Genomic DNA, 24799 nt, shown 5'->3' with positions numbered 1-24799 from the left:
GCTGGAGGAGGACCGCCGGTCCGCCTTCGCTCCTCAGGATCCCGTTGCTGTGCTGGCGGATCCGGCCATCCCCGGCTCCGGCGACGCCGACCTCGGCCCGGCCCGGTCGCTGTGGTCCGACGCCTGGCGCGAGATGCGCAGCCGGCCGCTGTTCTGGATCTCGGCGGGGCTGATCCTGGTGGTCGTGCTGATGGCGATCGTGCCGCAGCTGTTCACCTTCTTCAGCCCCCAGCCGGATCCGCAGTACGCGGATCTGTCCAAGGCCCGGCTGGCGCCGTCGGCGCAGGCGTGGTTCGGGTTCGACGCGCAGGGCTACGACGTCTACTCGCGGACGATCTATGGCGCCCGGTCCTCGATCCTGGTCGGGTTGGGCGCCACCGTGGTGACCACCCTGCTCGGCAGCGTGATCGGCATCTTCGCCGGCTACTTCGGCGGCTGGTGGGACGTCGTGCTGTCCCGGCTGGGCGACGTCTTCTTCGCCATCCCGCTGCTGCTCGGCGGCATTCTCGCCCTGTACACGTTCCCCAACACCCTGGACACCCTCTACCTGGTGATGGTCGGCAAGGTCGTCCTGGCCCTGGGCATCCTCGGCTGGCCCAGCATCGCCCGACTGATGCGCTCCTCGGTGCTGCAGGTCAAGCCGCACGACTTCGTCCAGGCCGCCCGGGCCCTCGGAGCGAAGCCGGGCCGGATCGTCTTCTCGCACATCCTGCCCAACGCCGTCGCCCCGGTGATCGCCGTCGCGACGATCAACCTCGGCATGTACATCGCGCTGGAGGCGACCCTGTCCTTCCTCGGCATCGGCCTGGCGCCGCCGGCCATCTCCTGGGGTGTCGCGATCTCCGACGCCTCGGGGATCGGCCTGGTCCGGTCGACCCCGCACATGCTGCTCTTCCCGTCCCTGTTCCTGTCCGTCACCGTGCTGGCGTTCATCCTGCTCGGCGAGGTCGTCCGTGACGCTCTCGACCCGAAGCTGCGCTGAGAGGAGCGAACCATGACCACCATGAACCCCCCGGCCCCGGCCACGCCCGCGGTGCCCGTGACACCCGGGACGCGGGCCGCCCGGCGTCGGCAGCGCTTCGCCCGGAGCTGGACGCCGGTGGACCGTACGCTGCTGCAGGTCGAGGACCTGCACGTCGAGTTCCGCACCCGGGACGGCGTCGCCCGGGCGATCAACGGGGTGAGCTTCGAGCTGCACCAGGACGAAACCCTGGCCGTCCTCGGTGAGTCCGGGTCGGGCAAGTCGGTCACCGCCCAGGCGGTGATGGGCATCCTGGACACCCCACCGGCCTTCGTCACCGGTGGCGCCGTGAAGTACTGCGGCACGGATCTGCTCACCCTCGACGAGAACGTGATGCAGACGGTCCGCGGCGCCGAGATCTCGATGATCTTCCAGGACGCCCTCAGCTCGCTGAACCCGGTCTTCACCGTCGGCTGGCAGATCGCCGAGATGTTCCGCGTCCACCGCGGGATGAACCGGCGGGACGCCGAGGAGCAGGCCGTCCGGCTGATGGAGCGGGTCCGGATCCCTGCCGCCCGGGAGCGGGTGCACAACTATCCGCACCAGTTCTCCGGCGGCATGCGGCAGCGGATCATGATCGCGATGGCGATCGCGCTGGACCCGCACGTGCTGATCGCCGACGAGCCCACCACCGCCCTGGACGTCACCGTGCAGGCCCAGATCATGGAGCTGCTCAAGGAACTGCAGGTCGAGTCGCACATGGGGTTGATCCTGATCACCCACGACCTCGGCGTGGTGGCGGACGTCGCCGACCGGATCGCGGTGATGTACGCCGGACGGCTGGTCGAGAAGGCCGACGTGTTCGACCTCTACCGCGACCCCGCCCACCCGTACACGCTGGGGCTGCTGGAGTCCATCCCGCGCCTCGACCAGCAGGGTGAACGGCTGAACGCCATCGGTGGGCTGCCGCCGAACCTCACCCGGATCCCGGCCGGCTGCCCGTTCCACCCGCGATGCCGGTTCGGCACCGACGTCTGCCGGGTCGGTGAGCCGCCGGCGCTGCTCGACGTCGGCCGGGGACGCCGGGTGGCCTGCCACCACTACGACCAGGTCCTCGGCCAGGGACTGCTCGAGGCCGACCAGCGCAGCGAGGAGAGCACCCGATGAGCGCCGCACCGATCCTGAGGGCCGAGGGCCTGAAGAAGTACTACCCGATCCGCAAGGGCATCACCCGCCATCGGGTCGGCGACGTCAAGGCCGTCGACGGGGTCTCCTTCGAACTGTTTCCCGGCGAGACGCTCGGCGTGGTGGGCGAGTCCGGCTGCGGCAAGTCGACCCTCGGACGTCTCCTGGTGCAGCTGGAGCAGCCGACCGCCGGGAAGGTGTGGTTCGAGGGCCGCGACATGTTCGCGCTGTCCGCCGACGCGCTGCGCCGGGCCCGGCGCGACATTCAGATCATCTTCCAGGACCCCTACACCTCGCTGAACCCGCGGATGACCGTCGGTGACATCGTCGGTGAGCCGCTGGAGATCCATCCCGACGTGCTGCCCCGCGGCGACCGGCGCAGGCGGGTCCAGGAACTGCTCGACCTGGTCGGCCTCAACCCGGAGCACATCAACCGCTACCCGCACCAGTTCTCCGGCGGGCAGCGCCAGCGGATCGGCATCGCCCGCGGGCTCGCGGTCAACCCCAAGGTGATCGTCTGCGACGAGCCGGTCTCCGCCCTCGACGTGTCGGTCCAGGCCCAGGTGGTCAACCTCCTCCAGGACCTGCAGCGCGAGCTCGGCCTGGCGTACGTGTTCATCGCCCACGACCTGTCGGTGGTGCGCCACATCTCGGACCGGGTCGCGGTGATGTACCTCGGCGAGATCGTCGAGCTGGGTGACGAGCACCAGATCTACGAACGGCCGACCCATCCGTACACCCAGGCGCTGCTGTCGGCCGTCCCGGTGCCCGACCCGGCGGCCCGGGAGACCAAGCAGCCGATCCTGCTCACCGGCGACGTCCCGTCACCGGCCGACCCGCCGGCCGGCTGCCGGTTCCACACCCGTTGCCCGCTGGTCAAGGCCCACCCGGAGTTCCTGCCCCGCTGCAGCACCGAGGAGCCGGCGCTGGACCCGCACGACGACGGGACCGGGCAGCACCTCAGCGCCTGCCACTTCGCCCGCCGGCTCGTCGAGGCCTGATCCGGGGGACCTAGGCTGGCCCGGTGACCGACACGACGCGCCCCGACCGCAGGCTGATGCTCGTCCACGCCCATCCCGACGACGAGGCGCTGATGACGGGCGCGACGATGGCGAAGTACGCCGCCGAGGGGGCGGCGGTCACCCTGGTGACGTGCACCCTCGGTGAGGCGGGGGAGATCGTCACCGAGGACCTCGCCCACCTCGCCGACGAGGGGCCCGACGCGCTGGGCCGGCAGCGGCTCGGCGAACTGCGCGAGGCGATGGCCGCGCTCGGGGTCACCGACTTCGTCCGGCTGGGGGGCGACCACCGGTTCCGGGACTCAGGGATGGCCTGGGCGCCCGACGGCACCGCGACGGTGGCGGACACCACCGACGAGCGGTCCCTCCACGCCGCCGACCTGCTGGTGGCCGCCGACGAGCTGGTCCCGCTGGTCCGCGACCGCCGCCCGCAGGTGCTGATCACCTACGACCAATTCGGTGGTTACGGCCACCCGGACCACGTCAAGGCGCACCGGGTGGCGACGTACGCCGCGGCGCTGGCCGCCGTGCCCAGCTACCGGCCGGAGCTGGGGGAACCCTGGCAGATCAGCCGGGTGCTGTGGACCGCGATGAGCGCCTCGCAGATCGCCCACGGCATCGCCACCCTCGACGAGCGGGGCCTGGCCGGGGTGCTCGACGGCATCCCCACCGACCCCTCGTCGCCGATGCTCAGCGGGGACGACGAGATCGCCGTCGAGGTGGACGCCCGGGATCACGCGGCCGACAAGCTCGCGGCCCTGCGCTCCTACCGCAGCCAGCTGCGCGCCGACGAGGGCTTCCTGAGCCTGCCCGACGACCTCGCCCGGGAGTTCTGGGGCCGGGAGCACTACCGGTTCGCCGGCGGCGAACCGCTGCCGGCGGGAGGCCCGGCCGCGGACGTCTTCGCCGGCCTCGGGTAGCCGCCGGGTTTCGTTGCGACTGGGTCACAAGTGGACCGTGCCCCCGCCCAGGCCGCTGGGGCGGTACACAGGCTCGCCTACGATGTGCCAGTCCAGAGTCGTCCGAGAGGATCCCCGCGCATGTCCACCGACCCGACCGCGAGAGCACGTCGAGTGCGGATCGCCGCCCTCGCCGCCGGAGGTGTCGTCGTCCTGCTGGGCGCGACGTACGTGGCGGCCTACGCCGCCGCGGGCGACTCCGTCCCGCGGTCCGCGACGGTCGCGGGGGTGTCGATCGGCGGGCAGGGCCACGACCAGGCCGTCCGTACGCTCGAGGAGAAGCTGGGGCCCCGGGCGACCGTGCCGGTGACACTGACCGCGGGTGACTTCACGGTCGCGGTCGCCCCGGCCGAGGCCGGACTGTCGGTCGACTACGCGGCCACCGTGACCGCGACCGGGACCGGCCGGAGCTGGGCCCCCGGCCACATCTGGAAGGTGCTGATCGGTGGCGGGCCGACCGCGCCGGTGCTCGTCGTCGACCGGGCGGCGATGGACCGGACGACCGCGCAGGTCGCCGACGGGGGCCAGCTCGATCCGCGCAACGCGACGCTGGCGTACGACGACAAGGCCCAGGCCCAGATCGAGCCGGGCGTGCCCGGCCGGACGATCGCCCCGGCCGCCGTCGAGCACGCCTTGACCGGGGCCTTCCCCGGCACCGACGCGGCGCCCCTCGACACCGAGTCGATCGATCCCGAGATCACCACCGAGAAGGCGGAGCAGGTCCGCCGCGACTGGGCGGATCCGGCGGTGTCGGGGCCGGTGACGGTCAACGCCGGGGACGCCGGTAGCTTCCAGGTGACCCCGGCGATGATCGCCTCGTCGACGTCGTTCGAGGTGCAGGACGGCAACCTGGCGCCTCGGATCGACGCCAAGCGTCTCGAGACGGCCACCAAGCCGGCGATGAAGCAGCTCAAGGGCGTCCAGGAGGGCCAGGACGCGACCTGGCAGCTCGGTTCGGGCAAGCCCACCATCGTCCCCTCCAAGGACGGCCGGGGCATCGCCCGCGATGATCTCGTCAAGGCGCTCCAGCCGGTGCTGACCACGCAGGGGGACCAGCGCCGGGTGTCGGTCGCCGTCACCGCCGTGCCGGCCTCGTTCACCACCGCCGATGCCCAGAAGGCCGATGTGGCGGGCGTCATCGGGCAGTTCACGACGTACTTCCCGCACGCCGACTACCGCAACACCAACCTCGGTCTGGTGGCCAGCAAGATCAACGGGTACGTGGTGCTGCCCGGCGAGACCTTCTCCCTCAACGACGTCGTCGGCCGGCGGGACGCCGCCTCGGGGTTCGCGGACGGCTGGGTGATCCAGGGTGACCGCGAGGTCAAGGAGGTCGGCGGCGGCGTCTCGCAGAGCGCCACGACCATCTTCAACGCCGCCTTCGCGGCGGGCCTGCAGGACGTCGAGCACCATCCGCACTCCCTCTGGTTCGACCGCTACCCGCCGGGTCGGGAGGCGACGGTCTACTACGGCTCGCTCGACCTGCGGTTCCGCAACGACACCGATCACGTCGTGGTGATCGAGGCCCACCGGGTGGCGTCCACACCGGGGACGCAGGGCTCACTGACCGTCAAGCTGTGGGGCGCCTCGCCGTACGACAAGGTGGTCACGCCGGATCCGGTGAAGTCCGCCTTCGTTACTCCGGGCAGCAAGACGATGAGCGGTCCGGACTGCACGCCGCAGCCGGCGTTCCAGGGCTTCACCGCGACCTTCTACCGCGCCTTCATCAAGAACGGCGTGGAGGTGAAGCGGCAGAACTACACCTGGAAGTACTCCGCCGGCGACGAGATCAAGTGCTCCTGAGGCCGAGGGCGGTGAAGCCGGGCAGGACCCGGTCGGTGCCGCGCACCTGGACGTTACGCGCGTCCCGGTAGGCCGCCCAGCGGGCCAGCGCCGCGACGACCTGCTCGGTCCGGTCGCCGTCGTGGGGCGGCTCGCCCTTGGCGAGCCGGATGGTCGCCCACTCGCCGACCGCGATCGCCCGGCCCTCCGCCGGGCCGAGGGTGCAGGTGGCGGTGCCGCCACCGGTGTCGTACGCCTCCGGCCCCTGCGCCGGGATCGCCGGGCCCAACAGGTCGGCCAGCCGGGCGACCTGGCACACCTCGCCCGGCCGCGCCACCCCCGGGTCGGGTTCCGCGCTGCCGCGCAGCCGGTGGTCGGCCGCCATCCGGTCGAGCAACGCCCGGTCGGCCGCCCGCGGGTCACGACCCCGGGGGACCTGCGGCACCCCTCGCCAGGAGTCGAGGCTCTGCCAGCCGAGCAGCCGCGGCGTCAGCGCACGGTCGAGCAGCGTCAGCCCCTCGGGGCCGATCCGCTGGACGTGGCCGATCAGTTCCCGCGGCCCGTCCCCGTCATGCCAGCGCAGCGCGATCCGCTGTCCCGGGACGGGCAGGTCACTCATGACACGCTCCTCTCGTACGTCGACGGCGCGCGATACTAGGGTCAGCATGACGGCTCTGGACGTTGCTCAGGTCCGTCACACCGATCGTGCCCCTCGGGCACTGCGAAATAGAGGAGCTCATTGTGACGTACATCATCGCGCAGCCCTGCGTCGACGTGAAGGACCGTGCCTGCGTCGACGAGTGTCCGGTCGATTGCATCTACGAGGGCGATCGCATGCTGTACATCCACCCCGAGGAATGCGTGGACTGCGGCGCCTGCGAACCGGTCTGCCCGGTCGAGGCGATCTTCTACGAGGACGATGTGCCCGAGGAGTGGAAGGACTACTACGACATCAACGTCCACTTCTTCGACGGGCTCGGCATGCCCGGCGGCGCCGCCAAGCTCGGCCCGCTGCCGAAGGACCACCCCGCGGTCGCCGCGCTGCCACCGCAGAACCAGGACTGAACCGTCGACCGACACGTCGCGCGGGGCGCGCACCGGCTCCACGGTCGTATGATCGGCGGTACCCGTTTCCGGCGTACGCCCCGCGGACGCCCGAGCGCCCCAACCCCAGGATCGAGCTGATATGACCTCCCGACCGAGCCCCGTGCGGACATCGACGCCGACGGGGCGGACGGGCCGGCGCCGCGTCGCCGACGTGCTGCCGGACTTTCCCTGGGACACCATCGCCGGGGCCCGGGCGACCGCCGCGGCCCACCCGGACGGGATCTGTGACCTGTCGGTGGGCACCCCGGTGGACCCGACCCCCGAGCTGGCCCGCCGGGCCCTGGCGGAGGCCGCCGACGCGCACGGTTACCCGACGACGATGGGCACGGCTGCGCTGCGCGACGCGATCGTCGACCAGATGACCCGGCGCTGGGGCGCCGTCGGGCTGGGCCGTGAGGGCGTGCTGCCGGTGATCGGCACCAAGGAACTGGTCGCCTGGCTGCCCACCCAGCTCGGCCTCGGCCCGGACGACACCGTCGTGGTGCCCGCGGTGGCCTACCCGACGTACGCGGTGGGCGCGCTGCTGGTCGGTGCGCGGATCGTCCCGGCCACCGACCTCGACTCGCTGCGGGCCACCCTCGGGGACGTCCGGCCCGCGCTGATCTGGCTCAACTCGCCGTCCAACCCGACCGGGGAGATCCTCGACGCCGCCGCGATGCGCGGTTGGGTCGGGTACGCCCGGGAGACCGGCGCGGTGCTCGCTTCCGACGAGTGCTACGGCGAGTTCGGCTGGGAGGCGGAACCATGGTCGGTGCTGCACCCCGACCTCTGCGGGGACGACCACACCGGGCTGCTGGCCTGCCACTCACTGTCGAAGCGGTCGAACCTGGCCGGCTACCGGGCCGGGTTCATCGCCGGCGACACCGGGATCGTGCAGGACCTGCTGGAGCTGCGCAAGCACACCGGGATGATGATGCCCGGACCCGTCCAGGCGGCGATGACCGCGCTGCTGGGCGACGATGCCCACGTGCGCGAGCAGCGCGAGCGCTATCTGGCCCGCCGCGCGATATTGCGCCCCGCGCTGGAGGCCGCCGGCTACCGGATCGACCATTCGGAGGGCTCGCTCTACCTGTGGGCCACCCGCGATGAGGACAGCCGCACGACCCTGGACCGGCTGGCCGCGCTGGGTATCCTGGCCGCCCCCGGCGACTTCTACGGCACTGCGGGCGACCGGCACGTCCGGATCGCCCTCACCGCGACCGACGAGCGGATCGCGGCGGCGGCGCGGCGGCTGACTGCGGCGGCCTGACCCGCGGGCTACGCGCCCGGTGTGGCCGATCCGGAGGCCGCGGTCAGGAACGTGACCGTGACCGTGCGCGAGCCGGTGGACGCCACCGTGGTCCACTCCGGCAGCTTGCCGGCCGCCCACTGCCACTGCCGATCGGCCAACGTGACCTTGTCCACCCCCGACGAGCTCGCGTTGATCACCGCGTGGGAGGCGATCGCCCAGGCCTGTGCGTCCGAGGTGCCGGTCGCGGTCAGCGTGCCTCCGTCCCCGCTAACCTTCGCCGTCACTCCCAACGCCTGGTGCATCGAGGTGGCCAGCCCGGCGGCGTCGGCCGCGCCCGGCGTCGAGTAGCCGCAGCTGACCCCGGCGGAGGTCTGGCCGGAGAGCACGCTGGCGATCACCCGGGCGTTCTGCTCGTGCTTGCGGTAGGCCTCGGGGTGGCCCGACTTCTGCACCGTCTGGGCCACCGTGGTGATGTCACCGGTCTCCCAGTCCGACACCTTGAGCAGGCTGGTGTAGAACGCGTCGCTCGCGTAGTAGGGATCGAGGATCTGGGCCCGGGTGCCCCAGCCCTGCGACGGCCGCTGCTGGAACAGCCCCACCGAGTCCCGGTCGCCGTAGTCGAGGTTGCGGATGCCGGACTCCTGGTAGGCGGTGGCCATCGCGATCGACCCGGCCCTGGCGGGCAGACCCCGGGCGACGGCCCGGCCGACGATGATGCCGGCATAGTGGGCCTGCTCCAGGTCCAGCACCGTCGTGTTGCCGCCGGCGACGAGCCGGCAACGGGGTTCGAACGGGGTGGGCTGGATGTACTCGTTCGTCCGCAACCAGACCAGGCCGCCGACCAGGGCGGCGGCCACCAGGAGCACCAGGACACCGGCCGCGATGCCGCAGCCGGTGCGTCCGGACCGTCGGGGGCGCCGCGCCCGGCCGGGCAGGCCGTACGGATCCTCCGGGTCGGAGAGTTGACCGGGGGCGGACATCAATTCGTGTGCAGCGCCGCGTTCAGCTCGACGGTGCGGCCCTCGCGGGACCGCACCTGCACGGCGCCGGTGAGTGAGTTGCGGATGAACAGCAGGCCGCTCTGCCCGGACAGCTCGGCGGCCTTCGCGGTGCCGCCGTCGGGCAGCAGGACCTTGGTGCCGGCGGTGACGTACAGCCCGGCCTCGACCACGCAGTTGTCGCCCAGCGAGATGCCGATGCCGGAGTTCGCACCCAGCAGGCAGCCCTTGCCGATCGACACACGTTCCTTGCCGCCGCCGGACAGGGTGCCCATGATCGATGCCCCACCGCCGATGTCCGAGCCGTCGTCGACGACGACGCCCTGCGAGATCCGGCCCTCCACCATCGAGTGACCGAGCGTGCCGGCGTTGAAGTTGACGAAGCCCTCGTGCATCACCGTCGTGCCCTCGGCCAGATGGGCGCCCAGCCGGGCCCGGTCGGCGTCGGCGAGGCGTACGCCCGGGGGAACGACGTAGTCGATCATCCGCGGGAACTTGTCGACGGAGAACACCGTGACGTGGCCGAGCCGGGCCCGCAGTCGGGCCCGGGTGGCCTCGAAGTCGTCGACGGCGCACGGGCCGGCCGAGGTCCACACGACGTTCGGCAGCACCCCGAAGATGCCGTCGAGGTTGAGCGTGTTGGGCCGGACCAGGGTGTGGCTGAGCAGGTGCAGCCGCAGGTAGGCGTCCGCGGTCCCGGCCGGGGCCGCGTCCAGATCGATGACGGTGAGCACCGCCTCGGTGCGTACGTCCCGGGCTCCGTCGGTCACGATGCCGGCGGTCACCGACTCCGGGGCGCCCGTGCCGTCGGGCTCGCCCAGTGCCGGTGCGGGGTACCAGGTGTCCAGGACCTGGCCGGAGGCGTGGACGGTGGCCAGACCCCAGCCGTGTGCCGTACGTACGGTGTCACTCATGGCTCCGACTCTACCGAGTCGGGGCCAACCCCCTCGCACCGCGAGCACCGCTCGGACCGGGATCGGCGGGTAGGGTGCAGCCATGGCCCTGGACCTGCGCGCGGACGTCATCGACCTGCTCGGGACGATCGTCGACATCGAATCGGTGAGCGGTCACGAGGGCCGCCTGGCCGACGAGGTCGAGGCGGCGCTGCGGGGCTGCCGCCACCTGGCGGTGGTCCGCCTCGGTGACACCGTGATCGCCCGCACCGAGCTGGGCCGGCCCGAGCGGGTGGTCGTCGCCGGCCACCTCGACACCGTGCCGCTGGCGGACAACCTGCCCGCGCGGCTGCGGACGGTCGACGGCGAGGAGCGGATGTACGGCCGCGGCACCTGCGACATGAAGGCCGGGGTGGCGGTGGCCCTCTCGCTGGCCGCGGAGCTCGAGGAACCGTGCCGGGACGTCACCTGGATCTTCTACGACAACGAGGAGGTGGAGGCCTCCCGCAACGGGCTCAACCGGGTGGAGCGGGAGCGGCCCGACCTGATGCAGGGCGACTTCGCCGTGCTCGGGGAGCCGTCCGGGGCCCGGGTCGAGGGGGGCTGCCAGGGCACGATGCGGTTCACCGTCACCGTCCCCGGGGTGGCCGCCCACTCCGCGCGGGCCTGGCAGGGGGTCAATGCGATCCACCGGGCCGGCGAGCTGCTGGCCCGACTGGCGGCGTACGTCCCCCGCCGGGTCGTCGTGGACGGACTGGAGTACATCGAGGGGCTCAACGCCGTCCGGATCGCCGGCGGGGTGGCCGGCAACGTCATCCCCGACCGGTGCACGACCGAGATCAACTTCCGCTTCGCCCCGGACCGTACCCCGGAGCAGGCGGAGGCGTACGTCCGGGAGTACTTCGCCGGGTACGAGCTGGTGGTGACCGACCTGGCGCCGGGGGCGCGGCCGGGACTGGACCTGCCGATCGCCCGGGACTTCCTCCGGGCGGTCGGATCCGAGCCGGCACCGAAGTACGGCTGGACCGACGTCGCCCGGTTCTCGGCGCGCGGGGTGCCGGCGGTGAACTACGGTCCCGGGGACGCGCTCAAGGCCCACCAGGACGACGAGTACGTCGCCCTCGCCTCGGTCCGCCGGGTCCGGGCCGCCCTCGCCGGATGGCTGGGCCGGCAGCGATGATGCCCTGGTTGCTGGTGGGCCTGGCGGTGGTCGTGCTGGGACTCACCGTGCCGGTCGCCCGGGGCGCCTTCGGGGAGATGCCGGAACCGCCGGTGCTCGACGACCCGCCGACCCCCGTCGACGACACCCCGGCCCTCGACCCGGATGCCCCCTGACTTGCCCGGTGCAGGATAATGGAAGCGGTTTGTACGTTTCCAACGAGGTGAGGATGCACGATGGCAGCTATGAAGCCCCGGACCGGCGACGGCCCCATGGAAGTCACCAAGGAAGGCCGGGGGATCGTCATGCGGGTCCCGCTCGAGGGGGGCGGCCGGCTCGTCGTCGAGATGAATCCCGCTGAGGCATCGGAGCTGGCCGGAGCACTCGCCGCGGTCGTCGGCTGATCATCCCCACCACCCGGCCCCGGGTCCCGCGCCCGGGGCCTCGGCGTGCCCGACCCCGCCCCGACCTGCCCCTGCCGGCTCAGCCGCGGACGGCCCGCAGCTCCGGGTGCGCGGCGTAGTACTCGATCGCCCGCTGGTAGACCTCGACGGTCTGTCGGGCGATCTTCTGCCAGGAGAACACTTCCACCGCCCGCCGACGACCGGCCTTGCCCATCGCCTCGGCCCGGGCCGGATCCCGCACCAACTCGTTCAGCCGGGCCGCGAACTGCGCCTCGAAAGCCTTCACGTACTCCACGTCGCCGGCCTGTGCCGGGTCGTACGGCACCAGCAGGCCGGTCCGGCCGTCCTCGACGACCTCCGGGATGCCGCCGACGGCACTGGCCACCACGGCCGTCTCCGAGGCCATCGCCTCCAGGTTCACGATGCCCAGCGGCTCGTAGATCGACGGGCAGGCGAACACGGTGGCGTGGGCCAGCACCTGCCGTACGCTCGGCCGCGGCAGCATCTCCTGCACCCAGGTGACGCCACCGCCGCGGGACTCCTTCAGATGGGCGAACGCCTCGTTGAACTCCGCAGCGATCTCCGGGGTGTCCGGGGCACCGGCCAGCAGCACCAGCTGGGTGTCGGGGTCGAGCTGCTCCGCCGCCCGGACCAGGTGCACCAGACCCTTCTGCCGGGTGATCCGGCCGACGAAGGCGACGTACGGACGGGACAGGTCGATCCCCAGACCCTCGACGACGTCGGTGTGCGGATCGGGGGTGAACTCCTCCGGGTCGATGCCGTTGAGCACCACGTGGACCTTCTCCGGGTCCAGCTCGGGGTAGGCCGCCAGGATCGACCGGCGCATCCCGTTCGACACCGCGATCACCGCCGAGGCGCCGTTGTACGCGGTCCGCTCCGCCCAGGAGGAGAGGTTGTAGCCACCGCCGAGCTGCTCCTTCTTCCACGGCCGGTCCGGCTCCAGCGAGTGGGCGGACACGACGTGCGGGATCTCACGGAAGATGCCGCCCAGGTGGCCGGCCAGGTTCGCGTACCAGGTGTGGGAGTGCACCAGGTCGAGCCGCTCCGGCAGGGCCGCGACCATCGACAGGTCGGCGCCGAACACCCGCAGCGCCGCGTTCGCCCCGGCGGGGTAATTCTCCGCGTGGGCGGTCGCCCCCTCACGGGGCTCACCCATGCACTGGACGTCGACGTCGATGAACGCGCGGAGCTGGGGAACGAGCTGCTGGACATGCACGCCGGCGCCCCCGTAGATGGTCGGTGGGTACTCCCTGGTCAGGACCGAAACACTCAGGCTCATGGGAGGATGCTCGCACACCTCGACCGCTCGGATGGTGCGGGTTGTGACACTTCCGGTGAGTCTCGGCAAATCGCTTGTTCGTGGCCTGCGCGGGCCATAGGTTCGGGTCATGACGTCCCGCCCCAAGGTCCTGTCCATCGTTCTCGCCGGTGGTGAGGGCAAGCGACTGATGCCCCTCACCCTCGACCGTGCCAAACCGGCCGTCCCCTTCGGAGGGACGCTGCGCCTGATCGACTTCGTGCTGTCGAACATGGTGAACTCCGGTCTGCTCCAGGTCGCCGTCCTGACCCAGTACAAGTCCCACTCGCTCGACCGTCACATCACGCTCACCTGGCGGATGTCGAACATGCTCGGCAACTACATCACGCCGGTGCCCGCCCAGCAGCGACTCGGTCCGCACTGGTACCAGGGCAGCGCGGACGCCATCTACCAGTCGATGAACCTGATCAAGGACGCCCACCCGGACTACATCGTGGTCTTCGGGGCGGACAACATCTACCGGATGGACATCAGCCGGATGCTGGAGGCACACATCGACTCGGGGCTCGGGGCGACTGTGGCAGGCATCCGGGTGCCGCGCGCCGAGGCCAGTGCCTTCGGCATCATCGATGCCGGCGAGGACAAGAAGATCCGCCAGTTCCTGGAGAAGCCGGCCGACCCGCCGGGGCTGCCGGACAGCCCGGACGAGTCCTTCGCCTCGATGGGCAACTACATCTTCGACAAGGACGCTCTGGTCGCCGCGCTCGAGGCGGACGCCGCCGACGAGAACGCCCGGCACGACATGGGCGGGGACATCATCCCGGCGTTCGTGGCGAAGGGCGAGGCGCAGGTCTACGACTTCACCGACAACAACGTGCCCGGCGCCACCGAGGAGGACCGCAACTACTGGCGGGACGTGGGCACCATCGACGCGTTCTTCGACGCGCACATGGACCTCGTCGCGGTGAAGCCCAACTTCAACCTCTACAACGACGACTGGCCGATCTTCAGCTACCAGCGCCAGTTGCCGGGGGCGAAGTTCACCCTGCGCGGCACCGCCGAGGACTCCATCGTGTCCGCCGGCTGCATCATCTCCGGCGGCGACGTCGACTCCTCGGTGCTGTCCCCGCAGGTCCGGGTCGACAAGTGGGCCAAGGTCGAGCAGTCGATCCTGATGGACAGTGCCCAGGTCGGCCGCAACGCGGTGGTCCGCCGGGCCATCCTGGACAAGAACGTGGTGGTCGAGCGGGGCGCCGAGGTGGGCGTCGATCACGAGGCCGACCGGGCCCGTGGCTTCACCGTCTCCGCCGGGGGGATCACCGTGGTGCCGAAGGACTTCGTGATCAGGGCGGTCTGATCGTCAGGTAGGGACGTAGGCGTGGGCTCCATCCATCCGGGTGGGGCCCACGCCTACGCCGTCCTGTCCGGAAAGGACCGGAAGGATTCAGGAGGCGCGCCGGGAGGCGACCAGCAGGCCGTTGCCGACCGGCAACAGGGCCGGCACCCAGACGTCCTCCATCGCCGCGACGCCCTCGAGCGCCTCGCGGATGACGATCGTCTCGTTGTCCTCGTTCTGCGGGTCGGCGACCAGGTTGTACCAGAGGGCGTTGTTGACCACCAGCACCCCGTCGGGCCGCAGCAGCCGCTGGGCCTGCTCGATGTACTCGCCGCAGTCCAGCATGTCGCCGTCGACGAACACCAGGTCGTACGCGGCGTCGGACAGCTTGGGCATCACGGTCAGCGCGTCACCGGCGATCAGCCGGATCCGGTTGGACGGCACCCCTGCGTCGCGGAACATCCGGCGGGCCACCCGCTGGACCTCACTGTCGGCGTCGATGCTGGTCAGCACCCCCTCCGGCACCATCCCGGCGTACAGCGCCAGCCCGGACACGCCGGTGCCGGAGCCGATCTCGACCACCGAACGGGCCCGCGCCGCGCGGGCGAGGAGGGTCAGCACGGTGGCCACCCCGGGGCTGACCGGCATGCTGTCCAGCTGTTCGGCGGCCTCCCGGGCGCGGGCGGCCTCCGGGCGTTCCCGGCGGAAGCCCTCGGCGTACGCCCAGGTTGCCTCGTCCGGGCCGAGTGCCGGCGCCCCGGTGTCGGACCGTGGGTCGGCCGGGGCGGGTGGCTCGGCGGGGCCGATCACCGGCGGGGTCTCGGGCGCGGTGGGGGCGAAGATGTCGTGCATCCGGTCCGAGCTCGCGGACTTCTTCGCCGCCGGACCCGGGGCGGCAGCCTTCTGGGTGGTCTTGCGAGTGGTCACGTACTCAGCCTAACCAATGAGCGCCGGTGTGGAAGGGGGACGCGCGCCCCGGCCTGTCTCCGGTGATGGTCCACCTGGCGCCCTCGACCACCCCTCCGGCCGGCCCCGCGGCATAGAATCGCGCCATGACCGACCCCACGCACACTGCCACCGAGCCGCCTTTCGGCCGCCTGTTGACCGCCATGGTGACGCCGTTCGACGACAAGGGCGACCTCGACCTGGCCTCCGCCCGGGCGCTCGCCACGCACCTGGTGGATGACCTGCGTCACGATGGTCTGGTCATCAACGGGACCACCGGTGAGGCCCCGACCACCACCGACGAGGAGAAGGCGGCGCTCGTCGCCGCCGTCGTCGACGAGGTCGGGAACCGGGCCCACATCGTCGCGGGGGTCGGCACCAACTCCACCCGGCACACCTGCGAGCTGGCCCGGCAGGCCGCGGCCGCCGGGGCGGACGGCCTGCTGGTCGTCACCCCGTACTACTCCCGCCCCCCGCAGGAGGGACTGCTGAGCCACTTCCGGGCCGCCGCCGACGCGACCGACCTGCCGGTGGTGGTGTACGACATCCCCAGCCGGGCCGGGATCCCGGTGCAGACGGAGACCCTGGTCAGGCTGGCCGAGCACCCCCGGATCGTCGCGGTCAAGGACGCCAAGGGACAGATCGTAGAGTCGGCGAAGGTCATCGCCGCCACCGGTCTGGCCTACTACGCCGGTGACGACGCCATCACCCTGCCGCTGCTGTCCGTCGGGGGGGTGGGTCTGGTGGGGACGTCGACCCACTTCACCGGACTGCTCGCCCGGCAGCTGATCGACGCCTGGGTGGCCGGTGACGCCGCGACGGCGCTGCGGCTCAACCAGCGGGCGTTGCCCGTCTTCACCGGGGTGTTCGCCGCCCAGGGGTGCAGCATGGTCAAGGCGACGCTGGCCCGGCAGGGACGCCCGGTCGGCGGGCTGCGCGCGCCGCAGGTGCTCCCGGCCGACGACCTCGTCGAGGCGTACGTCGACACGCTCCGTGCCGTCGACCTCTTCTGATCCCGGGTCGCCCGGTGGCAGCCGCGCCGGGACGCTCGTCCTCGCCGCGGTGATCGCCGTCGTCGTCGGGGTCCCCGCCGGGTACGCCGGCGCCCGGTTCGGGACCGCGCCGGGCGCCGGCGCCTCGCCGTCCGCCCGGGTCAGCACGGCCGCTTCCAGAGACGGCACCCCGGCCCCGGTCACCCTGGACGCCGCGGCCCTCGCTCCGGAGGCGCTGCGGTCCACCGTGTCGATCCGGGCCACCGGCGCCAGCGGCGAGGGGAGCGGATCCGGGATCGTGCTGGCCGGCGGCCGGGTGGTGACGAACAACCATGTGATCGCCGCCGCGGTGCGGGGCGGGCGGATCGAGGTCACCGTCGCCGACGGCCGGCGCACCACCGCGACGGTGCTCGGCGCCAGCCGGGCATACGACCTCGCCGTGCTCTCGGTGGACTTCTCCGGCCTCGGCGACGCGGTCGTGCCGGCGCAACTCGGCAGCTCCGCCGGGCTGGCCGTCGGCCGGCCGGTGATCGCAGTCGGCGCGCCGTACGGTCTGCAGGAGACCGTCACCGCGGGCATCGTCTCGGCCCTCGGGCGCCCGATGCAGGTCGCCGATCCCACTGCCGGGAGTGGCGACCCCACCGCCTACATCAATGCCATCCAGACCGATGCCCCGATCAATCCCGGCAACTCGGGCGGGCCGCTCTACGACGCCGGCGGCCGGGTGGTGGGCATCAACTCCGCGATCCTGACCGCCGACGGGGCGCCGGCGCGCAGCGGGAGCGTCGGCCTCGGTTTCGCGATCCCGCTGGACGAGGCGCTGCCGATCATCACCGCCCTCGCTGCCGACGGCATGGTGTCCTATCCGGTCCTCGGGGCCTCGGCGGAGGCGACCGCCGACGGGGTCGGCGTGCGGCTCAGCTCGGTCGATGCCGGGGGACCGGCGGCGGCCGCCGGGCTACGGGCCGGGGACGTGGTGACGACGCTGGGCGGGGTCACCGTGGCGGACGGCACCGCCCTGATCGTGCAGGTCCGTCGGCACCGGCCCGGGGAGACCCTGGTGGCCGACTACCGGCGGGACGGGTCCGCCGGGCAGGCACTGGTCACCCTCTCAGGTCGGGTCGGATAGGTTGGGCCCGTGTTCGGACTGGGTGCGGGTGAGATCGCGGTCATCGTCGTCCTCGCGGTGATCCTGTGGGGCCCCGACAAGCTGCCCGAGCTCGCCCGCAAGGCGGCCCGGCTGATCCGCTTCTTCCGCCAGGTGGCCAACGACGCCCAGGTCACCGTCCGCAACGAGCTCGGCCCCGGCTTCGAGGACTTCGACATCACCGACCCCAAGGGCTCGGTGCGACGCTACGTGATGAAGCAGGGCGGGCTGGACGGGGTCGAGGACCTGGTGCAGACCCTGCGCGACGCGTCTGCCGAGATCGACGAGGCGGCGGAGGACTTCCGCCGCTCCATCGACACCGACGGGGACGGGGTGATCAGCCCCGAGGAGGCCCGGGCCGCCGGGATCGCCGTGCCCGGCGCCCCGTTCGACTCCGAAGCCACGTAGGGCCGGCGGCAGTGCCCCGGCCGAGCCCCCTGAGGGCCGCCGTCAGTCGCCGACCGGGGTGACGCTCAGCGGGACGCCGACCAGTCCGCGGGACTGCTGCGCCAGCTCCCGGGCGACCCGCTCGATCACCGTGGCGGCCGGGCCGGCCACCGCCGACCCGACGACCGGGGTGCCCTCGTCGCCGCCGGCGCGCAGCGCCAGGTCCAGCGGGACCCGGGCCAGCAGCGGCACCTCGTATCCGAGCCGGGCGGTCAGCGTGCGGGCCACCGTCTCGCCGCCACCGGTGCCGAAGACGTCGACCTCGTGCACCTCACCGCAGTGCGGGCAGGTGGTCTCCAGGTAGGACATGTTCTCGATCACGCCGATCACCCGCTGGTGCAGCATGTCGGCCATCGTGCCGGCCCGCTCGGCGACCTCGGCGGCGGCCGCCTGCGGGGTGGTCACGACGATCACCTCGGCGTTCGGCAGTTTCGCGCCGAGCGACATCGCCACGTCGCCGGTGCCCGGCGGCAGGTCGACGACGAGGAAGTCGAGGTCGCCCCAGTACACGTCGGCCAACATCTGCTGCAGCGCCCGGTCGAGGATCGGGCCGCGCCAGGCGATCACCTGGTCGCGGCTCTGCTTGAGCATGCCGATCGACATCACCGACATGTCGCCGTAGGGGACCGGCATGATGTACTCGCCGACCATCGTCGGCTGGGAGTCGGCCAGGCCGAGCATCGGCGGGATCGAGTGGCCGTAGATGTCGGCGTCGAGGATGGCGACCTTCTTGCCCGCCCGGGACAGGCCGAGGGCGAGGTTCGTCGTCACCGAGGACTTGCCGACGCCGCCCTTGCCGGAGGAGACCAGCAGCACCCGGGTGAGGTTGCCGGGTCGGGCGAACGGGATCTCGTGCTGCTGCACGCCGCCGCGGAGCCGGACGTTGAGCTCCTTGCGCTGCTCGTCGGTCATCACGCCCAGGTCGACCCGCACCCCGCCGACACCGGGGATGCCGCCGACCGCCCGCTGCACGTCCTGGCTGATGGTGGTGTGCAGCGGGCAGAACTGGACGGTCAGCAGCACATGGACGGTGACCACGTCGTCGGCGTCGATCCCGATCCGGGGGATCATGCCCAGCTCCATCAGCGGGCGTTTGATCTCGGGGTCCATCACGCGTGACAGCGCGGCCTGGACGGCCGGCATCAGGGGGTGGTCCGGGGGTGTGGTCACGACATCAGGCATGATCCACAGGCTAACCGGTGGCCACAACGGTGCTCAGGGCCGGCCGGATGGCGTCCGGTCCTCGGCCGGCTCGCGTTCCTCGTCCAGTTCGGTGAGCAGCTCACGCAGCTCGTTGCGCAGCTCCGAGCGGACGTAGTCGCGGGTCGCCAGCTCGTTCACCGAGGCGCGCAGGGCGGCGATCTCACGGGCCAGGAAGTCGGTGTCGGCCCGGCTCTGTGCGGCCTGCTTGCGGTCCTCGGCGAGGCGTACGTGGTCCCGGTCGGTCTGCCGGTTCTCCGCCAGCAGGATCAGTGGGGCCGAGTACGACGCCTGAGTCGAGAAGAACAGGTTCAGCAGGATGAAGGGGTAGGGGTCCCACCGCAGGCCGAAGATGCCGATCACGTTGAGGGCGCACCAGACGACCACGAAGACCGTCATCCAGGCGAGGAAGGCCGGCGTGCCCATGAACCGCGCGAAGGTCTCGGCGAACCGACCGAAGGTGTCGCTGTCCTCGTCCGACCCGCGCCGCCATCGCGACCGGCCGGGCGTGTTGAGGCGATCAGTGCTGAGACGGTCAGTGGGATCGGCCATCGGAGGCCTCCTTCCCCGTGGACCGGGAGCGGCGCAACTCGAGATCGCGGGTCACCCGGTCGGCGGCCCAGTGCGCCTCGCTGGGGGCCAGCCCGTCCATCTGGTCGCCGCGCCAGTCGTCGGGCAGCATCGCGTCGAGCACGTCGTCGACGGTCACCGCGCCGAGCAGCTGCCGGTCCTCGTTGACGACCGGGGCGCAGACCAGGTTGTAGGTGGCGAAGTAGCGGCTCACCGTCGAGACGTGCGCCTCCGGCCGGAGTGGCTCCAGTTCGGTGTCGACCAGCCCGGACACGTAGAGGGACGGCGGCTCGCGGAGCAGCCGTTGGATGTGCACCGCGCCCAGGAACCGGCCGGTGGGAGCCTCCAGCGGGGACCGGCAGACGTAGACCATCGCGGCCAGCGCGGGGGTAATGTCCTCGACCCGGACCCGGGCCAGTGCGGTGGCGACGGTGTCGTCGGGGGCGAGGATGATCGGCTCGGGGGTCATCAGACCACCGGCGGTGAACTCGCCGTACGTCATCAGCCGGCGGACGTCCTGGGCCTCCTCGGGCTCCATCCGGTCGAGCAGCCGTTCGGCCACCTCGGGGGTGAGCTCGGCGACCAGGTCGGCCGCGTCGTCGGGATCCATCTCCTCGAGGATGTCCGCCGCGCGCTCGACCTCCAGCGCCTGGATCAGTTCGACCTGGACGTCCTCCGGCAACTCCTCGAGGGCGTCGGCCAGGGACTCGTCGTCCAGTGCGGCGGCGATCTCCTTGCGGCGCTCCCGGGTCATGTCGTGCAGCTCCCGGGCGACGTCGGCGGGCTTCATGTCCTCCATCCGGGCCAGCACCTCCCGGGTGGACCGGCCGGCCCCGACGACGAACACGTCGACATCGCTCCAGTCCACGATGGTGTCGTACGTACGCCGGGCGAACGGCCCGCTCGAGGAGCGCAGAGCCACCTCGTCGATCTCCCAGTCGTGGGACCGGGCCTGGCGGATCGACACGTCGTACACCCAGGACGGCTTGTCCGTCCCGCGGCGGCGGACCTGCGTGTCGAACAGGTCCTGCTGGACGAGGATCTCCGACTCGCGCCGCTCGAAGCGCCGGGTGTTGAGCACCCCCGAGATGGTCACCTGCAGTGCGGAGATCGTCCGGACCCGCACCATCGGCACGAACACCCGGTGCTGGGCGAACAACTCGACGACCAAGCCCTTGGCCCGCGGTGCCCGTCCGGCGGATCTGACCTGGACGACGACGTCGCGGACGGTGCCGAGCTTGTCGCCGGCGGTGTCCATGACCGGCAGCCGGCGCAGCCGGGAGACGAAGATCGAAGTGCTGCTCGCGCTCACGTGGGGGAGAGTATCGTGCTCCTCCGCCCGGGGCCTAGGGTTGGGGTGTGAAGACCGCAGACAGTCCCGCCATCCGCCGCACCGTCCTCGCTGTGCCGGGTTCCAGTGACCGCTTCCTCACCAAGGCCCTCGGGATGGGGGTCGACGCGGTCTTCCTCGACCTGGAGGACGCGGTGGCGCCGGCGGCGAAGGCCGAGGCCCGCGGCCGTGTCGTCGAGTACCTGCACCGCGACTGGACCGCGCCGACGGTCACCGTCCGGGTCAACGACTGGACCACCGAGTGGACCTACGCCGACGTGATCGAGGTCGTCGGCGCTGCCGGTGCCCGGATCGACGCCCTAGTGCTGCCCAAGGTCCAGGGGCCGGACCACATCCGCGCCCTCGACCTGCTGCTGACCCAGGTGGAGCGTACCCATCACCTGCCGGTCGGCCGGATCGGCATCGAGGCCCAGATCGAGGACGCCCGCGGTCTGCTGGCCGCCGAGGCGATCGCCGGGGCTTCGCCGCGAATGCAGTCATTGGTGTACGGGCCGGGTGACTTCGCCGCCTCGATGGGCATGCCGAGCCTCAACGTCGGCGCCCAGCCCGCCGGCTACGAGATCGCCGACGCCTACCACCACGTGTTGATGTCGATCCTGGTCGCCGCCCGGGCCCACGGCATCGCCGCGATCGACGGGCCGTACGTCGCCATCCGCGACGTGGAGGGCTTCACCGCGGCCGCCCGCCGGTCGGCGGCGCTGGGCTACGACGGCAAGTGGGTGCTGCACCCGGGCCAGGTCGCGGCGGGCAACGAGGTGTTCTCCCCGGACCAGGCGGCGTACGACCGGGCCGAGCGGATCATCGCCCGCTACGCCGAGGCGACGTCCGCGGCCGGTGGCGCGGTGGGCGCGATCGTGGTGGACGAGGAGATGGTCGACGAGGCGGGGATGAAGCTCGCCGCGGTCGTCGCCGCGCGGGGCCGCGCCGCCGGGCTGACCCCCTCACCGGCCGGCGAAGGGGTCTGAGATGTCGCTGCCCGATCCCATCCGCCGGCTCGGATCGCCCTTCGAGCTCGAGTTCCCCCAGCTGTTGGGGACGTACGCCAGCTATGAGGAGGCCCAGCGGGCCGTCGACTACCTGTCCGACCATCACTTCCCGGTGCAGAACCTGGCGATCGTCGGCACCGACCTGCGGTCCGTCGAGCGGGTCACCGGCCGGCGGGACTGGGCCACGGTGGTGAACCGCGGGCTGGGCAACGGCCTGTCGATCGGCCTGCTGTTCGGCATCATGGCGATGATCTTCTACCCCCCGTCATCGAACCCGTACCTGCTGGCGGCGATCGGTGTCGGCGTGGGCGTGGTGATCAGCGTCGTGTTCGCGCTGATCGGCTACGCCTTCACCCGCGGCAGACGGGACTTCACCTCGATCAGCCAGACCTTCGCCACCCGCTACGAGGTGCTCTGCGAGCACAAGGTGACGATGAAGGCCCGCGAACTGCTGGCGCAGATGCCGGGTGGACGTCGCCCTTGACCAAATAGAACACTCGTTCGATCATGGAGAGGTGTCCTCTCGCCCTACGGTTGTCGCCTCGCCGTCCCCGGAGCTGATCCGGCAGCTGCGCGCCCAGGTGGACACCCAAACCGATCGGGCGCCGCAGCGGGTGTTCGCCGTGCCCCCCGGACTGACCGGGTTGCTGCCCGATGCCGGGCTGCGGTCGGGCTCCGCCTACACCCTGGACACCGCCGGCGCCCTGCTGCTCGCCCTGCTGGCCGAGCCCTCCCGGGCCGGTGCCTGGTGCGGCGTCGTGGGTCTGCCGGAGGTGGGCGTGGAGGCGGCCGGCCAGGCCGGGGTGGTGCTGGATCGGCTGGCGTTGGTTCCGCAACCGGGGGACCGGTGGCTGGCGGTGGTCGCCGCGTTAGCCGAGGTGCTGGGCGTGATCGCCGTCCGTCCCGGCGGTGCGGTGCGCCCAGCGGACGCCGCCCGGTTGTCGGCGCGGCTGTGGGACCGGGAGGCGACGCTGCTGGTGGTCGGGGAGTGGCCACGGGCCGAGGCGTCGCTGCGGGTGGAGGCGCCGCACTGGTCCGGCGTGGGGGCCGGGCACGGCTATCTGACCGGGCGGGAAGTGACCCTGACCGTCACCTCCCGGCGTACTCCACGGCCGCACAGTGCCAGGCTGCTGCTGCCCGGCCCGGACGGTCGACTGGAGCCGGTGGCGCCACCGGCTCCCGTCGCTGTGCCGTTGGAGGCCACCGAGCCGTTCAAGGCTGCCGGGCGGTTGAAGGCGGTGGGGTGATGGCGGTGACGGATCGGCCGATGCGCTGCTGCGTGCTGTGGTTCCCCGAATGGCCGGTGACCGCGTGGGCCCGGGCCGGAGGCGGCAGCGCCGATGACCCGGTGGCGGTGGTCGAGGCCAACCGGGTGGTCTCCTGCTCTGCGGCCGCCCATGCCGAGGGAGTGCGCCGCGGCCAGCGACGGCGGGAGGCCCAGGCGTGTTGCCCGACGCTGCGGGTGGTGCCGGCTGACGCCGACCGGGACCACCGGCTGTTCGCGCCGGTGCTGGACCGGCTGGAACAGGTCAGCCCTGGCATCCAGGTGATCCGCCCCGGGCTGGTGGCGCTCCGGATACGCGGCCCGGCCCGCTACTACGGCGGTGAGCAGCCGGCGGCCGCCGCCCTGCTGGCCGCGATGGCGACCACCGGCCTGGCCGGAGTGCAGGCCGGGATCGCCGACGGGGTGTTCACCGCTGAGCAGGCCGCCTACGATCCGGCCCTGCGCGGCACCGTGCCCGGATCGGGCCCGTCCGGCTCCGCCGAGCCCGAGCCGATCCGTATCGTGCCCCCGGGCACGTCGGCCGACTTCCTGGCCGCCCTGCCGGTGAACCGGCTCGGCGACGCCGAGCTGGCCGGTCTGCTGCCGAGGCTCGGTGTCCGCCGACTGGGGGAGTTCGCCGCACTCGACGCACAGATGGTGCGGGACCGCTTCGGCGACCGCGGTGCCAGGCTGCACGCGCTGGCCGGTGGCCGGGACTCCCGCGCCGTGCAGCCGCGCATCCCGCCGGTCGACCTGACCCGGACGGTCGAGTTCTCGCCCCCGCTGGAACTGGTCGACCAGGTCGCGTTCGCCGTCCGGGCGACCGCCGAGGAGTTCGTCGCCGGACTGTCCGGGCACCACCTGGTGTGCACCGAGCTGCGGGTGGGGCTGACGGCCGAGGAGGGCGAGCACGTCGACCGGGTGTGGGGGCACCCCGCCGCGTTCGACCCGGCGGCGGTGGTCGACCGGGTGCGCTGGCAGCTGCAGGCCGCGGCGGGCGGCCAGCTCGGCAGTCGCCTGGTCCGGGTCCGGCTGGAACCGGTCACGGTGGACGACAGCGCCCACCACACCCCGGGGTTGTTCGGCACCGGCCCGGACGAACGGGTACACCACGCCCTGTCCCGAGTGCAGGCGATGCTGGGGGCGGACGGTGTGGTCACCGCGACGATCGGCGGTGGTCGTCGGCTGGCCGAACGCCAGGTGTTCGTCCCGTGGGGGGACCGGGTGGAGCTGCCGCTGCCGCCGGATCGCCCGTGGCCCGGTCACCTGCCGGCCCCGCTGCCGGCGACCGTGTTCGAGGAGCTCCCGGGGGTGCTGGTCCTTGCCGCGGACAGTTCCGGGGTCGGTGTGGACGGGCGGGGCGCCGTCTCGGCTCCACCCGCCGTGCTGGTCGAGGGCGGTCGGCGGCGTCCGATCATCGCCTGGGCCGGCCCGTGGTCGCTGGACGAGCACAGCTGGGACCCCGTCCGGCGACACCGGGCCCACCGGTTCCAGGTGATCGACGACACCCAGACCGCCTGGCTGCTGCTGTGCGACGACGACGGTGGCTGGTGGGCCGAGGGGAGGTACGACTGATGGGGAGGG

Annotated in this window: 26 protein-coding genes; 18 read left to right on the top strand and 8 right to left on the bottom strand. The window is 72.1% G+C overall.

Features of this window, described 5'->3' with window-relative positions:
• Positions 1–52 precede the first annotated feature (52 nt).
• From R0145_RS12170 to R0145_RS12150, 5 genes are all read left to right on the top strand, one after another.
• Positions 53–982: an ABC transporter permease gene (locus tag R0145_RS12170; RefSeq protein WP_317840238.1), complete on the top strand. Its 930-nt coding sequence runs from the start codon at positions 53–55 to the stop codon at positions 980–982.
• 21 nt (positions 983–1003) lie between these two features.
• Positions 1004–2128, top strand: a complete 1125-nt coding sequence (locus R0145_RS12165; protein ID WP_411742119.1) for an ABC transporter ATP-binding protein — start codon at positions 1004–1006, stop codon at positions 2126–2128.
• The gene (locus R0145_RS12160) at positions 2125–3147 is read left to right on the top strand and encodes a dipeptide ABC transporter ATP-binding protein (protein WP_317837100.1); all 1023 of its coding nucleotides are present in this window, start codon (positions 2125–2127) and stop codon (positions 3145–3147) included. Before R0145_RS12165 ends, R0145_RS12160 begins: the two co-directional genes overlap by 4 nt.
• Before the next feature lie 23 nt (positions 3148–3170).
• Positions 3171–4085, top strand: coding sequence for an N-acetyl-1-D-myo-inositol-2-amino-2-deoxy-alpha-D-glucopyranoside deacetylase (mshB, locus tag R0145_RS12155; RefSeq protein WP_317837099.1), 915 nt, complete (start codon positions 3171–3173; stop codon positions 4083–4085).
• 120 nt (positions 4086–4205) lie between these two features.
• The gene (locus R0145_RS12150; RefSeq protein WP_317837098.1) at positions 4206–5927 is read left to right on the top strand and encodes a VanW family protein; all 1722 of its coding nucleotides are present in this window, start codon (positions 4206–4208) and stop codon (positions 5925–5927) included.
• On the opposite strand, the gene R0145_RS12145 is transcribed toward R0145_RS12150, so the two are convergent.
• The gene (locus R0145_RS12145) at positions 5914–6525 is read right to left on the bottom strand and encodes a hypothetical protein (RefSeq protein ID WP_317837097.1); all 612 of its coding nucleotides are present in this window, start codon (positions 6523–6525) and stop codon (positions 5914–5916) included. The two genes, R0145_RS12150 and R0145_RS12145, sit on opposite strands and share 14 nt — an antisense overlap.
• Before the next feature lie 122 nt (positions 6526–6647).
• Between R0145_RS12145 and fdxA the strand changes: the two genes are divergently transcribed.
• Positions 6648–6971, top strand: coding sequence for a ferredoxin (fdxA, locus tag R0145_RS12140; protein ID WP_317837096.1), 324 nt, complete (start codon positions 6648–6650; stop codon positions 6969–6971).
• 121 nt (positions 6972–7092) lie between these two features.
• Positions 7093–8262, top strand: coding sequence for a succinyldiaminopimelate transaminase (dapC, locus tag R0145_RS12135; RefSeq protein ID WP_317837095.1), 1170 nt, complete (start codon positions 7093–7095; stop codon positions 8260–8262).
• 8 nt (positions 8263–8270) lie between these two features.
• Here the strand turns inward: dapC and R0145_RS12130 are convergent, their stop codons facing one another.
• Positions 8271–9224: a hypothetical protein gene (locus R0145_RS12130; RefSeq protein ID WP_317837094.1), complete on the bottom strand. Its 954-nt coding sequence runs from the start codon at positions 9222–9224 to the stop codon at positions 8271–8273.
• Entirely contained in the window at positions 9224–10156 is a 933-nt protein-coding gene (gene dapD / locus R0145_RS12125) for a 2,3,4,5-tetrahydropyridine-2,6-dicarboxylate N-succinyltransferase (RefSeq protein ID WP_317837093.1), read from the bottom strand. Before dapD ends, R0145_RS12130 begins: the two co-directional genes overlap by 1 nt.
• 82 nt (positions 10157–10238) lie before the next feature.
• Here dapD and dapE point away from each other — a divergent pair, with 82 nt between their 5' ends.
• Genes dapE through R0145_RS12110 form a run of 3 tightly spaced genes read left to right on the top strand, consistent with a single transcriptional unit; the run spans position 10239 to position 11698 of the window.
• On the top strand, positions 10239–11315 hold the full coding sequence (gene dapE / locus R0145_RS12120) for a succinyl-diaminopimelate desuccinylase (RefSeq protein WP_317837092.1): 1077 nt from the start codon (positions 10239–10241) through the stop codon (positions 11313–11315).
• Positions 11294–11470: a hypothetical protein gene (locus R0145_RS12115; protein ID WP_317837091.1), complete on the top strand. Its 177-nt coding sequence runs from the start codon at positions 11294–11296 to the stop codon at positions 11468–11470. Before dapE ends, R0145_RS12115 begins: the two co-directional genes overlap by 22 nt.
• Before the next feature lie 60 nt (positions 11471–11530).
• The gene (locus R0145_RS12110) at positions 11531–11698 is read left to right on the top strand and encodes a DUF3117 domain-containing protein (RefSeq protein ID WP_317689125.1); all 168 of its coding nucleotides are present in this window, start codon (positions 11531–11533) and stop codon (positions 11696–11698) included.
• A 79-nt stretch (positions 11699–11777) separates the two neighbouring features.
• Here the strand turns inward: R0145_RS12110 and glgA are convergent, their stop codons facing one another.
• Positions 11778–12992 (bottom strand): glycogen synthase, encoded by a 1215-nt coding sequence (gene glgA, locus R0145_RS12105; RefSeq protein WP_317840237.1) that lies wholly within the window; start codon positions 12990–12992, stop codon positions 11778–11780.
• A gap of 115 nt (positions 12993–13107) precedes the next feature.
• Between glgA and glgC the strand changes: the two genes are divergently transcribed.
• Positions 13108–14334, top strand: a complete 1227-nt coding sequence (glgC, locus tag R0145_RS12100; RefSeq protein ID WP_317837090.1) for a glucose-1-phosphate adenylyltransferase — start codon at positions 13108–13110, stop codon at positions 14332–14334.
• Between the two features lie 87 nt (positions 14335–14421).
• On the opposite strand, the gene R0145_RS12095 is transcribed toward glgC, so the two are convergent.
• The gene (locus R0145_RS12095; protein WP_317837089.1) at positions 14422–15240 is read right to left on the bottom strand and encodes an O-methyltransferase; all 819 of its coding nucleotides are present in this window, start codon (positions 15238–15240) and stop codon (positions 14422–14424) included.
• A 125-nt stretch (positions 15241–15365) separates the two neighbouring features.
• Between R0145_RS12095 and dapA the strand changes: the two genes are divergently transcribed.
• From dapA to R0145_RS12080, 3 genes are read left to right on the top strand one after another with little or no spacing between them, the layout of a single operon-like run.
• Positions 15366–16271 (top strand): 4-hydroxy-tetrahydrodipicolinate synthase, encoded by a 906-nt coding sequence (dapA, locus tag R0145_RS12090; RefSeq protein WP_317837088.1) that lies wholly within the window; start codon positions 15366–15368, stop codon positions 16269–16271.
• Positions 16252–17379, top strand: coding sequence for a S1C family serine protease (locus tag R0145_RS12085; RefSeq protein ID WP_317837087.1), 1128 nt, complete (start codon positions 16252–16254; stop codon positions 17377–17379). Before dapA ends, R0145_RS12085 begins: the two co-directional genes overlap by 20 nt.
• Before the next feature lie 9 nt (positions 17380–17388).
• Positions 17389–17805 (top strand): Sec-independent protein translocase subunit TatB, encoded by a 417-nt coding sequence (locus tag R0145_RS12080; protein ID WP_317837086.1) that lies wholly within the window; start codon positions 17389–17391, stop codon positions 17803–17805.
• 42 nt (positions 17806–17847) lie between these two features.
• Here the strand turns inward: R0145_RS12080 and R0145_RS12075 are convergent, their stop codons facing one another.
• Genes R0145_RS12075 through R0145_RS12065 form a run of 3 tightly spaced genes read right to left on the bottom strand, consistent with a single transcriptional unit; the run spans position 17848 to position 20926 of the window.
• Positions 17848–19026, bottom strand: a complete 1179-nt coding sequence (locus R0145_RS12075; RefSeq protein ID WP_317837084.1) for an Mrp/NBP35 family ATP-binding protein — start codon at positions 19024–19026, stop codon at positions 17848–17850.
• A 33-nt stretch (positions 19027–19059) separates the two neighbouring features.
• Positions 19060–19596 carry a DUF1003 domain-containing protein gene (locus R0145_RS12070; RefSeq protein ID WP_317837083.1) on the bottom strand — a complete coding sequence of 179 codons (537 nt, stop codon included), beginning with the start codon at positions 19594–19596 and terminating at the stop codon, positions 19060–19062.
• Positions 19580–20926 (bottom strand): magnesium transporter MgtE N-terminal domain-containing protein, encoded by a 1347-nt coding sequence (locus tag R0145_RS12065; RefSeq protein WP_317837082.1) that lies wholly within the window; start codon positions 20924–20926, stop codon positions 19580–19582. The genes R0145_RS12070 and R0145_RS12065 overlap by 17 nt, the downstream gene beginning before the upstream one ends.
• 47 nt (positions 20927–20973) lie before the next feature.
• Here R0145_RS12065 and R0145_RS12060 point away from each other — a divergent pair, with 47 nt between their 5' ends.
• The 4 genes from R0145_RS12060 to R0145_RS12045 are packed head-to-tail and all read left to right on the top strand — an operon-like array spanning position 20974 to position 24790.
• A complete protein-coding gene (locus R0145_RS12060; protein WP_317837080.1) occupies positions 20974–21930 on the top strand; it encodes a CoA ester lyase in 957 nt (318 codons plus the stop codon).
• A 1-nt stretch (position 21931) separates the two neighbouring features.
• Positions 21932–22435, top strand: a complete 504-nt coding sequence (locus tag R0145_RS12055; RefSeq protein ID WP_317837079.1) for a general stress protein — start codon at positions 21932–21934, stop codon at positions 22433–22435.
• 31 nt (positions 22436–22466) lie between these two features.
• Complete coding sequence (locus tag R0145_RS12050; protein ID WP_317837078.1) at positions 22467–23198, top strand: hypothetical protein; 732 nt, start codon at positions 22467–22469, stop codon at positions 23196–23198.
• Complete coding sequence (locus R0145_RS12045; RefSeq protein ID WP_317837077.1) at positions 23198–24790, top strand: DNA polymerase Y family protein; 1593 nt, start codon at positions 23198–23200, stop codon at positions 24788–24790. Before R0145_RS12050 ends, R0145_RS12045 begins: the two co-directional genes overlap by 1 nt.
• The last annotated feature ends 9 nt before the right edge of the window (positions 24791–24799 follow it).

Source organism: Raineyella sp. W15-4, assembly GCF_033170155.1.
GTDB lineage: Bacteria > Actinomycetota > Actinomycetes > Propionibacteriales > Propionibacteriaceae > Raineyella.
This window is presented reverse-complemented; position numbering and strand designations above follow the sequence as displayed.

What these genes read in the sequence shown, in the direction of transcription:
- R0145_RS12165 (WP_411742119.1), top strand. Translation starts at nt 1,004, where the DNA reads ATGAACCCCCCGGCCCCGGCCACGCCCGCGGTGCCCGTGACACCCGGG.
- R0145_RS12160 (WP_317837100.1), top strand. Translation starts at nt 2,125, where the DNA reads ATGAGCGCCGCACCGATCCTGAGGGCCGAGGGCCTGAAGAAGTACTAC.
- R0145_RS12150 (WP_317837098.1), top strand. Translation starts at nt 4,206, where the DNA reads ATGTCCACCGACCCGACCGCGAGAGCACGTCGAGTGCGGATCGCCGCC.
- R0145_RS12145 (WP_317837097.1), bottom strand. Translation starts at nt 6,525, where the DNA reads ATGAGTGACCTGCCCGTCCCGGGACAGCGGATCGCGCTGCGCTGGCAT.
- dapC (WP_317837095.1), top strand. Translation starts at nt 7,093, where the DNA reads ATGACCTCCCGACCGAGCCCCGTGCGGACATCGACGCCGACGGGGCGG.
- R0145_RS12130 (WP_317837094.1), bottom strand. Translation starts at nt 9,224, where the DNA reads ATGTCCGCCCCCGGTCAACTCTCCGACCCGGAGGATCCGTACGGCCTG.
- dapD (WP_317837093.1), bottom strand. Translation starts at nt 10,156, where the DNA reads ATGAGTGACACCGTACGTACGGCACACGGCTGGGGTCTGGCCACCGTC.
- dapE (WP_317837092.1), top strand. Translation starts at nt 10,239, where the DNA reads ATGGCCCTGGACCTGCGCGCGGACGTCATCGACCTGCTCGGGACGATC.
- R0145_RS12115 (WP_317837091.1), top strand. Translation starts at nt 11,294, where the DNA reads ATGGCTGGGCCGGCAGCGATGATGCCCTGGTTGCTGGTGGGCCTGGCG.
- R0145_RS12110 (WP_317689125.1), top strand. Translation starts at nt 11,531, where the DNA reads ATGGCAGCTATGAAGCCCCGGACCGGCGACGGCCCCATGGAAGTCACC.
- glgC (WP_317837090.1), top strand. Translation starts at nt 13,108, where the DNA reads ATGACGTCCCGCCCCAAGGTCCTGTCCATCGTTCTCGCCGGTGGTGAG.
- dapA (WP_317837088.1), top strand. Translation starts at nt 15,366, where the DNA reads ATGACCGACCCCACGCACACTGCCACCGAGCCGCCTTTCGGCCGCCTG.
- R0145_RS12075 (WP_317837084.1), bottom strand. Translation starts at nt 19,026, where the DNA reads ATGCCTGATGTCGTGACCACACCCCCGGACCACCCCCTGATGCCGGCC.
- R0145_RS12070 (WP_317837083.1), bottom strand. Translation starts at nt 19,596, where the DNA reads ATGGCCGATCCCACTGACCGTCTCAGCACTGATCGCCTCAACACGCCC.
- R0145_RS12055 (WP_317837079.1), top strand. Translation starts at nt 21,932, where the DNA reads ATGTCGCTGCCCGATCCCATCCGCCGGCTCGGATCGCCCTTCGAGCTC.
- R0145_RS12045 (WP_317837077.1), top strand. Translation starts at nt 23,198, where the DNA reads ATGGCGGTGACGGATCGGCCGATGCGCTGCTGCGTGCTGTGGTTCCCC.